Genomic DNA, 9,813 nt, shown 5'->3' with positions numbered 1-9,813 from the left:
CGTCTGATCGCGTCCGGGCCGGTGCGGCGGGACCCGGTGGACGGCGCCGCACCGGTGGAATTGCCGTTCAACGAACGTTCGGACTGAACAGGGGCGGGACACGCTCCGGGAGAACGGTGTTGTCGGTGCGTCAGCCGAGGACCTCGGACCGGCTGGGGAACTGCGCGGAGGCTTCCACGGCTCCCGCGTACCTCCCCGCGAACGGGCCGTCGGTCATCGATCCGTACACCGCGAGCGGTGGTAGCACCGTCGCCGTGGTGGAAGGGGTGGGCAGGGTGAACCAGACGATCTTGCCCGCCTTCTCGCCGGGGCGGACACCCCAGCTCTCACTGACGGCGGCGATGAGGGCCAGCCCGCGCCCCGAGGTGGCGAAGGTCTCGGCCACGTTCACGGTGGGCAATCGTGGGTCGTGGTCGTGTACGGAGACGGTCAGACGATCGAGCAGCAGCTCGATGTCGACGGTGCACGACTTGTCCGGCTCCGCGTGGCGGTGGACGTTGGTGAGAAGCTCGGTGACGCCCAGGGCTGCATGGTCGATCAGAGGATCGAGATGCCAGTAACGCAATTGTGCCGAGATGATTCTGCGGACCTGACCGATCCGCGACGGCAGTGCCTGGAGCTCCACCGTGCAGTGCCTGCTTGGCTCGCTGATCACGGCTGCGACTCCCCGAAAGTGGTCCGGAAGAAGACGGAGGAACGGATCCAGCATCTGGCTGGCTGGTGTTTCTGGTCTGCTCTGTGGTCCGTCGCGGCTGCCGGCCCCTCCGTCGCGAGGGTGACCGTCGTTGAACCGTCCGTGACGTGACTTCAGCGTCGCTCAGGGCGCCCCGCACCGCAACTCGCGGCCATGGGCCCGGCTCAGGGGAGGATCCGGGGCCGGTCCGGGGGTCGATCGGGGCCCGGTCCGGAGCCTCAGGTGTGCCGGGGACGCCGTCGTACGCCCGTGGCGTCCCGCGGAGCCCTCGCGCGCCGCCGGACGCCGGCGCGGAACGACCGGGCCCTCGCGGGCGGGGTCCGTGCGGTGGCCGGCGCCGCCCCGGGGGTTCCGGGCCGGACCGCTGGAGTTCGGGCGGTGCGGGTGTGGACGTGCGGGGCGCTCGTCGGTCAGCGGTGCCGGCAACCGGCGCTGCGCAGGACCTCGAGGAAGTGATGTATCGGTGCCGCTCCGTCCGGCAGCCGGCCGCGTTGTCCCATCGTGAGGCGGTAGCGCACGCCGTTGACCCGGGCGACGGCCGAATCGGCCTGGGAGAACCACCGCTTCCACGCGCTGACCGCCCCCACCGGAGCGCTGTCGATCTCCCGGCCGTTGCTCGTCAGGAGAGCCACCCGGCCGTCCTTGACGATGACCTGACCGGCCCGGGTCAGCGAACGGGCCCATCGCTCGATCCGCACCCCCCGTGCGCTGAACTCGACGTCGTCCACCGCTCGGTCGCCCCCCTCCGCACATTGGCTCCTGGAGGGATTCTTCCCGTCCTGGCACGTGTTCACGTGCGCGTGTCGGGCTGAATCGCGTGTACGCAAGGTGACGCCGGGCGACGTGTGTCGGCTTGCCGGTTGCCCGCGATCGGGGCTCCGTACCCAAGCGATTCCTGGGGCAGGTCCAAGTCCCTGTTTGTGCAGGTGGGAGGAATATCGTAGAGGGAAGGCATCACCGGCTCCACCAGGAGGATCAGCGATGGGCATCAGCGGGCACGGACGCGATGGCGGGGCCGTCACGACGACTGACGTCGACCGCAGCGACTCCGCGTACCGGTCATGGCTCAAAGAGGCCGTGCGCAAGGTGCAGGCCGACGCCAACAGGTCGGCGGACACCCACTTGTTGCGCTTCCCGCTGCCCGAGGAGTGGGGCATCGACCTGTATCTCAAGGACGAGTCCACCCACCCGACCGGCAGTCTCAAGCACCGCCTCGCCCGGTCGCTCTTCCTCTACGCACTCTGCAACGGCTGGATCCGCCCGGGGAAGCCGGTCATCGAGGCGTCCAGTGGTTCGACGGCGGTCTCCGAGGCGTACTTCGCCAAGTTGATCGGGGTGCCCTTCGTCGCGGTGATGCCGCGGACGACCAGTCCGGAGAAGTGCCGTCTGATCGAATTCCACGGCGGCCGCTGCCATTTCGTCGACGATCCGCGGGCCATGTACGAGGAGTCGGCCGTGCTCGCCAAGGAGACCGGTGGTCACTACATGGATCAGTTCACCTACGCGGAGCGGGCGACCGACTGGCGCGGCAACAACAACATCGCCGAGTCGATCTACCAGCAACTGAGACTGGAACGCTATCCGGAGCCCGCGTGGATCGTCGCGACGGCGGGGACCGGCGGCACCTCGGCGACCATCGCCCGGTACGTCCACTACATGCAGCACGACACCCGGATCTGTGTCCCCGACCCCGAGAACTCCTGCTTCTTCGACGGCTGGACGCGGCACGACCCGCTGGCGAGCAGCGACTGCGGTTCCCGCATCGAGGGGATCGGCCGGCCGCGGATGGAACCGAGCTTCGTCCCCGGAGCGATCGACCGGATGATGAAGGTCCCGGACGCGGCGAGCGTCGCGGCGGTGCGCGGACTGGAGCGGGTGATGGGCCGCCGGGCGGGCGGCTCCACCGGGACCGGGCTCTGGAGTGCTTTCAAGATCATCGCGGAAATGGTGGAGCGGGGTGAGCAGGGCAGTGTCGTGACGCTGATCTGCGACTCCGGCGACCGCTACCTGGACAAGTACTACTCCGACGCCTGGCTGGACCAGCAGGGCCTCGACATCGCCCCGTACGCCGCCGCGCTCGACACGTTCCTGCGCACCGGAGGCTGGCCCGCCTGACGCCCGCGCACCTTCCCGCGGCGTGCGGCCGGACGGCGCAAGCGCACCGCCGGAGGGCCCGCACACCACGGCTCCTGCGGCCACGCCTACCGCGGCGTGCGCGCCGGGGCTTCGAGGAGGCCGTCGAGCACCCGGCCGAACATCCTCCGCCCCGCCGCCAGGAGCAGCGGATCGATCCACCGGCCGGGAAGGAACAGCCGGACGTCCTCCACCCACACCACGTGGGAGCCGGTCCGGGTCGGCATCACGTCGATCGACGCCCGCCCCCGGACCGTACGCCCGCGCTTCTCCAGACGGCAGAGCCCCGCACGGCCCGCCTCGGGCGGCGTCCAGCGCACCACTTCCATGGGGTCGTCGAAGGTGAGAGGGCCCACTCCGGTCCGGGCGACGAACACCGTGCCGACCTCGGTCGGCCCGCCGGCCGGGACGAGCACCGAGGTGAGCGGCACATACGCACCGTGCCGCTCCCAGTCGGTCACCCGGCGCCAGGCCTCGGCAGGTGGAAGGGACGTGAATCGCTCGATCCGGAAGACGGCCACCGACCGATCGTAGGCCGTGTCCGACCCTTCGCGTCGGACAAGCGGAAGCGTCCGGTGCGGCGCGGTCCGGGCCGGCGTGAGGCCGGGGACCGCCCGCACCGCGCCGGAGGCACCCGGGCGGTCCTGCGACGTCTCCGGGCCGCCTACGTGTGGGTCAGCGCTCGGCGGGAGGCCGCGCGCCGGGTTCTGGTACCCCGGCCGGCCCCGCGACCAGCAGGCCGCCGGGCAGCAGTTCCTCGATTTCCGCCCGCGCCCTCTCCGACAGACCCGCGTCCGTCACGAAGGTGTCCACCTCGGCGAGCGTCGCGAAGGAACTCAGCCCGATCGTCCCCCACTTGGTGTGGTCGGCCACCACCACGACCCGGCGCGCGGCCGACACGAACCGCCGGTTCGTCTCCGCCTCCGCCAGATTCGGCGTGGAGAGGCCGGCCTCGTCGGAGATGCCGTGCACCCCGAGGAAGAGCACGTCGAAGTGGAGCGAGCCGATGGCGCGGTCCGCCACCGGCCCGACGAGCGAGTCGGAAGGGGTCCGCACCCCGCCCGTCAGCACCACCGTGGCCGCGCCCGCGCGGGCGGCGCCGGAGGAGGCCGGGCGATGGGCGTCGTGGAACACGTCGGCCACCCGCACCGAGTTGGTCACCACGGTCAGGTCCGGTACGTCGACCAGCCGCTGCGCCAGCGCGTAGGTGGTCGTACCGCCCGAGAGCGCGATGGCGCTGCCCGGCGCGGCCATCGCCGCCGCCGCCCGTGCGATGTCCTCCTTGGCGCTCGGCTCCAGGGCCGACTTCGCTTCGAAACCTGGCTCGTGGGTGCTCGTGTCCACGACCGGCACCGCGCCGCCGTGCACCTTCTCGATGACGCCCTGGCGTGCCAACGCGTCTAGGTCCCGCCGGATCGTCATGTCGGACACGTTGAGCCGACGGGTGAGCTCGTTCACGCGGACGCCGCCGCGCTTGCGGACCTCGTCGAGGATCAGGGCACGCCGCTGCTCCGCGAGCAGATTCTGATTCTCGCTCAACGCGGGGTCCGGTCCTTCCCTCTGGCCGTCGCGTTCCGCGGCACCGCGGAACGCCCGTCCAATCCTCCCACGCGCCTCACGGGAGGGGCCACCGAGGTCGGGGACGTGGGGAGATTCGGTGAGAGGCCGTCACACGACGACGATCTCGGCGATTCTGGTGGAACGGGTGCCGGTCCCCACCGAGCCGCCCGGCACCCCCTTCCACGCCCGCCGGACGGCCGGGCACACCGGAGAGCGAGTACTCCCTTGGCCCCTGCTCCCCAGGTTTCCCGGTCCACCGGGATCGCGCTCGAACTGCTCGTCCACGGCGTCGGCGGCACCACGCCGCAGGAGATGCTCGGCGACCCGCGCACGGTGCGCGTGACCGGCGACTTCACCGCCGCGATGTACCGGCGCCCCGAGGACGTGGAGGCGGAGGAACATCCCGAGCGCTACCGCGACAAGCCCGTCGCCGAGGCCTACTGCTGGTCCAATCTGACCTCCGGCAACGGCTCCCGCGCCCTGTGGCTGCTGCTTCTCCCGTTCATGGTGGTCAACCTCGCGCACTGGATGCGGCCCGCCGCGAGGGGACGCACCCGCGCGGTCCGGTTCTACGGTGTGCTGGTCCGGGTCCTCGCCCTCAGCCTCACCGTGCTGCTGACGGCGGCGGCCTGCGAAGTGGCGCTCGACCTCGTGGCCTGGCAGTGCGCCGGCGTGTCCGCCTGCTCGCAGGACCGGTCCTGGCTCGGCTTCCTCTCCGCCGAACAGGGCGGCTGGTGGTCCCAGCCCGGAAGACGGCTCGCCCTCGCCGCAGCGCTGCCCACGGCCCTCGTCACCCTGCTCTGGTACCTGTCCAACCGCACCTGGAGCGCGTACGAGTCCCAGCGCCCCTTCCCGGGCACCGACTCGCGAGGCGACGCGCGCGGAGGCCCGGACGAGGCCCCGGACACGGACAGCGACGCGAAGAACGCCGCGGACAGCACACCGAGCGGCGTCGGGGACGGTGGCGACACGCCGGAGCCGAAGCTTTCCGACCGCGGCGAGACGCCGGATTCCGCACCCGTCGCGCGAGCCGCGCTCGGCCGCCCCGGCTTCTGGTACGGGCGCCGCCTCGTCGCCCGGCTGCGCGCCGCGCACACCGCCGCCGGGCTGCTCACCGTCGCAGTCTTCGTCCAGCGGGCCGCCGCCGACTACGACGTGGCCCACTCCGGCCCCGGCCCCGTACTCCTCGGCCGCCTGCTCACCGTCGCCCTGGCGTCCTGCGCCCTCCTCGTCGTGGCCGTCGTCTGCAGCCGGGGCCGCAGCGAGCGCCGTCTCGACCACCGCCTCGACGGGGCGGTCATCAACTTCCTCCCCTCCGCCGCCCTCGTCCTGCTGGCCGTGTCCCTCCTCCACGCGGCCTGGTCGCGGCCCGGCTGGACCTCCTCGGGCGTTCTCGTCGCGGGCGCGGACACCTTCCGGGCGCTCACCGTCGGCCAGGGCGTCCTGGTGGTCGCGCTCGCCGCCGTCGCCCTGAGCCTCCACCGCCACACCCCCGACACCCGCACCGCGCTGTACGGGCTGGGCGGCCCGGCGATCGCCATGCTGGCCTGCGCGCTGGGCGGTGTCATGACCGGCGGCCTCGCCCAGCGGGTCGCCGACTGGCTCGACGGCCCGGGCACCCCCGGCATGGGCGCGGGCTCCGCCATAGGAGGTCCGCCCGTCCTGCTGAGCTGGCAGGCGTCGGCGCTCCCGGTACTGCTCCTCGTTCTGCTGGTGCCCGTGGGCGTGCTCGTCGTCCGCACCGCCCGCCTCGCCCGCCGTCTCGAACCGGCCGTCGCCGCCGAGTACGCCCCGGAGTACCGGGGCCGTACGCCCGAGCGCGGCCGCACCCGGCAGATCGCGCGGGTCCGGGCCACCGCCCGGCTCACCGACGAGGCGGCCTGGATCATCGGACTGGTGTCCGGGGCCACTCTGCTGCTGGGCGCCGCGGCCCTGACGGGCTCCTGGTCCACCGGGCAGGTGCCGGGCCGGGCCATGGACGGGACCGGACCTTTCCTCGAATCCGCGGCCGAGGCCGCGCAGTCGACGGGGTCCTGGATGGTCGGCTTCGGCTTCATACTCTTCGTCGCCTCCGGCCGGCGCGCCTACCGCGACGCCTCGGCCCGGCGGACCATCGGCATCCTCTGGGACGTCGGCACGTACTGGCCGCGCGCCGCCCACCCCTTCGCGCCGCCCTGCTACGCCGAGCGGGCCGTGCCCGACCTCGCCTCCCGGATGTCCGCCTGGACGGCCAGGACCGGCGGCAGACTCGTCATCTCGGGCCACTCGCAGGGCAGTGTGCTCGCGGCCTCCGCCGTCTGGCAGCTCCCGGCCGTCACCCGCCGCCGGGTCGCGCTCCTCACCTATGGATCACCCGTCGAACGGCTGTACGGCCGCTGGTTCCCGGCGTACTTCGGTCCCGCCGCGTTGCGCGGGCTGCACGGCTCGGTCCACTGCTGGCGCAACCTCTGGCGGGCCACCGACCCGATAGGGGGACCCGTCCGGATCGACGAGGGAGCAGGACGCCCCGAGGTCGACCGCGGACCTCTGAAGGACCCGCTGGTGCACGGCCGCACCGCCGAACTGCCCCTGCCCGAACCCATCCTGGGACACTCCGACTTCCAGGCCGACCCGGTGTTCGCCCGGGAGCGCGCCGCTCTGCTCGCCGAACTCGGCCCCGTACTGCCCCGGCAGGGCGACGGGACCGAGCACCCGGGCACGGAGGGCGCGCAGGGTCAGGGGAGTTCGGGAAGATCCTCCGGGTAGAGCAGGGTCAGGTCGTCGGTGCTCGTCTCGGTGAACTGGGCGACCCGGCCCGCGTGCCGTTCCACCATCGACTCGAAGGTCTGGCGCGCGGTGCGGCCGTTGCCGAAGGCGGGCCCCTTGGGCAGCTCCGTGAAGTACTTCGTGAGCGCCTCCCCGGTGCCTTCGGCGAGGGTGTACTCGTGCTCCTGGGCCTGCTGCTGGACGATCCGCAGGAGTTCGTCCGGCTGGTAGTCGCCGAAGGTGATGGTCCGGGAGAAGCGGGACGCCACGCCGGGGTTGACGGTGAGGAACCGCTCCATCTCATGGGTGTAGCCGGCGACGATCACCACCACGGCGTCGCGATGGTCCTCCATCAGCTTCACCAGGGTGTCGATGGCCTCCCGCCCGAAGTCACGGCCGGAGTCCTCGGGGGAGAGCGCGTACGCCTCGTCCACGAAGAGCACCCCGCCCCGGGCCCGGTCGAACGCCTCCTGGGTGCGGATGGCGGTCGAGCCGATGTGCTCACCGACCAGGTCCACCCGGGAGACCTCGACCAGGTGGCCCCGCTCCAGTACGCCGAGGGAGGCCAGGATCTCGCCGTACAGCCGGGCCACCGTGGTCTTCCCGGTGCCGGGGGAGCCGGTGAAGACCAGATGGCGGCGGACGGAGGCGGCCTTGAGCCCCGCCCGCTGCCGCCGGCGGCCCACCTCGATCATGTCGGTGAGCGCCCGGACCTCCCGCTTGACGCTGTCCAGCCCCACCAGCGCGTCCAGTTCACCGAGGACAGCGTCGGAGTCGCGGACCGGCTCGGCCGGCGGATCGGGCACGGGCGCGACGGGGGGCGCCGCGGTGCGCTGCGCGGGCATCGAGCCGAGCAGCCCCGGCGTCGCCGCCTGGGTCGCGGTGAGTACGGGCGCGGCGGCGGGCCCGCGCAGGGCGCTCTCGTCGCTGGTGCAGTCCTCCACGACCGGGCCCGCGCCGCCCGAACCGTCGTGGGAGGCGCCCTCGGGGAGCTCGTAACCGCCCCGCGCGCACCGCTCGGTACGGCACCGGGTGAGGGTGGTGCGGCACCCGTCCATCACATGGAAGCCGTACCCCTCGCTGCCGGTCACCCGGCAGCCGTGGAAGGTGCCCCGGCCCTCGGCGGAGACGTAGAACCCGGCCTCGGCCGGCGAGGTCACCGTGCAGCGCTCGATGGTGGGGTCGGCGCCCTTGGTGACGATGACCCCGGTCTGCGCCGCGTCGATGGTGCAGTTGTTGAGCGTGCCGCCGCTGCCGTGGTCGCGGAACCAGGCGCCGGTGGACGCCTCCCGGATGCGGCAGTCGTCCAGCTGGGCGGTTGCCCCGTCGCTCACGGAGACGGCGGTGTTGCGGATCTGGGTGAGATCGCTGTCCACCACGTCGGCGCGGGAACCGCGGTCGAGGACGAACAGGGCGTCGGGCACGTCGTGGACGCGGCAGGCGTCGAGTATCACCGTGGCGCCGTCGCTGACCCAGACGGCGGGGTAGTCACCCGTGCTGTCGTGGATCTCGCACTGGTTGGCGTCGACCCGGGTGCCGGGGTCCCACACCGAGAGCCCGTTGCGGCCGAACCGCCGGACCGTCGAACGGGTCAGAGTCAGCACCGAACGGGAACGCAGGTCGATCGCGTTCTCCGGGATGTCGTGGATGTCGCAGTCGGCGAGCGTCAGCACGGCGTCGGTGTCGAGCGTGATGCCGTCGCCGGAGGTGCGGTGCACGGTGCAGTCGGTGAGATGGGCGGAGGCGCGCGCGGTCACCTGGACACCACTGCCCTTGACTTCGTACACCTCACAGCCCACGGCCTCCAGCCCGCTGCCCTCGCCGGTCACGCTCAGCCCGGAGCCGGAGGCGTGGTGGACACGGCAGCGGACGAGCCGGGGGTGGGCGCCGTCGCGTACCGACACGCCGGACTGTCCCGCAGAGACGACCTCGCACTCCTCGAACACGCCGCCCGCGCCGTCCAGGACCGCGATCCCGACCCCCGCCGGGTTGTCGACGGTGCACCGCCGCACGGTGGGGCGGCCCGCGCCGCGTACCTCGATCCCGGCGGCCGAGCGCGTCACTATCCGCAGGTCCACGAGGTCGGGGGCGCCTTCCTCCACCAGCACCGCCGGGGCCGCCGAGTCCTGGCCCTCCACGTGGAGGTCCTGGATGACGGCGGAAGCCCGCACGGTGAGCGGCACGCCGTCCACCGGCGCGATGCGGACCGAGCCGACGGCCCCTTCGGGACCGCGCAGGGTGACTGCGCGCTGGACGACGAGATTCTCCCGGTACGTTCCCGGAGCGATCGTGAGGACATCGCCCTCGGCCGCCGCTTCCAGGGCCGCGCCGAGCGAGGGGTACTCGCCGGTGCGGCGCCGCCATCGCGATGTGCCGGTGTGCGTCACCTGGACCGTGCCCTGTGCCATGGCGCTGTTCTGCCCCCACCTCGTGCTGTGTGCGATCCCTCGTGTCCGTGCGCACAGTTGTGCGACCGCGGGGTGCCGTCGGCCTTCCGACGACGGCGCTGGCGGGTCCGCCCCGCCGAGGGGAAGGGCGGGCCGGTCCACCGTAGCGCGCGCGGCGGGCGGCAGTTGACGACTCCGTCCCCGTTATGTTTTTCGCGGTCCTGCAACGGGGCCGCTGGCCTCCGGGCCCGGCATGACTGTGTCCCCCTGTCGAAGGCATGACCTGGGGGGTGG

7 protein-coding genes are annotated in these 9,813 nt (G+C 72.6%); 2 read left to right on the top strand and 5 right to left on the bottom strand.

Going from position 1 to position 9,813, the window contains the following annotated elements:
* Positions 1–130: 130 nt before the first annotated feature.
* Together ACFWEP_RS25715 and ACFWEP_RS25710 are read right to left on the bottom strand one after the other, a co-directional pair.
* Positions 131–655: an ATP-binding protein gene (locus tag ACFWEP_RS25715; RefSeq protein ID WP_387373274.1), complete on the bottom strand. Its 525-nt coding sequence runs from the start codon at positions 653–655 to the stop codon at positions 131–133.
* A gap of 449 nt (positions 656–1,104) precedes the next feature.
* On the bottom strand, positions 1,105–1,422 hold the full coding sequence (locus ACFWEP_RS25710; protein WP_328723256.1) for a hypothetical protein: 318 nt from the start codon (positions 1,420–1,422) through the stop codon (positions 1,105–1,107).
* 253 nt (positions 1,423–1,675) lie between these two features.
* On the opposite strand from ACFWEP_RS25710, the gene ACFWEP_RS25705 reads away from it, so the two are divergent.
* The gene (locus tag ACFWEP_RS25705; RefSeq protein ID WP_387373272.1) at positions 1,676–2,809 is read left to right on the top strand and encodes a PLP-dependent cysteine synthase family protein; all 1,134 of its coding nucleotides are present in this window, start codon (positions 1,676–1,678) and stop codon (positions 2,807–2,809) included.
* A gap of 86 nt (positions 2,810–2,895) precedes the next feature.
* Here the strand turns inward: ACFWEP_RS25705 and ACFWEP_RS25700 are convergent, their stop codons facing one another.
* Positions 2,896–3,348: an SRPBCC family protein gene (locus tag ACFWEP_RS25700; RefSeq protein WP_387373271.1), complete on the bottom strand. Its 453-nt coding sequence runs from the start codon at positions 3,346–3,348 to the stop codon at positions 2,896–2,898.
* 154 nt (positions 3,349–3,502) lie between these two features.
* Entirely contained in the window at positions 3,503–4,366 is an 864-nt protein-coding gene (locus ACFWEP_RS25695; RefSeq protein ID WP_387373270.1) for a DeoR/GlpR family DNA-binding transcription regulator, read from the bottom strand.
* A 246-nt stretch (positions 4,367–4,612) separates the two neighbouring features.
* Here ACFWEP_RS25695 and ACFWEP_RS25690 point away from each other — a divergent pair, with 246 nt between their 5' ends.
* Positions 4,613–7,132: a hypothetical protein gene (locus tag ACFWEP_RS25690; RefSeq protein WP_387373268.1), complete on the top strand. Its 2,520-nt coding sequence runs from the start codon at positions 4,613–4,615 to the stop codon at positions 7,130–7,132.
* Here the strand turns inward: ACFWEP_RS25690 and ACFWEP_RS25685 are convergent.
* Entirely contained in the window at positions 7,102–9,540 is a 2,439-nt protein-coding gene (locus ACFWEP_RS25685) for a right-handed parallel beta-helix repeat-containing protein (RefSeq protein ID WP_387373266.1), read from the bottom strand. The genes ACFWEP_RS25690 and ACFWEP_RS25685 overlap by 31 nt on opposite strands.
* Positions 9,541–9,813: the final 273 nt, after the last annotated feature.

Source organism: Streptomyces sp. NPDC060198 (assembly GCF_042728415.1).
In the GTDB taxonomy this organism is placed as follows: Bacteria; Actinomycetota; Actinomycetes; order Streptomycetales; family Streptomycetaceae; genus Streptomyces.
Note: the sequence above shows the minus strand (reverse complement) of the source record. Positions and strands in the feature narration are given on the sequence as shown.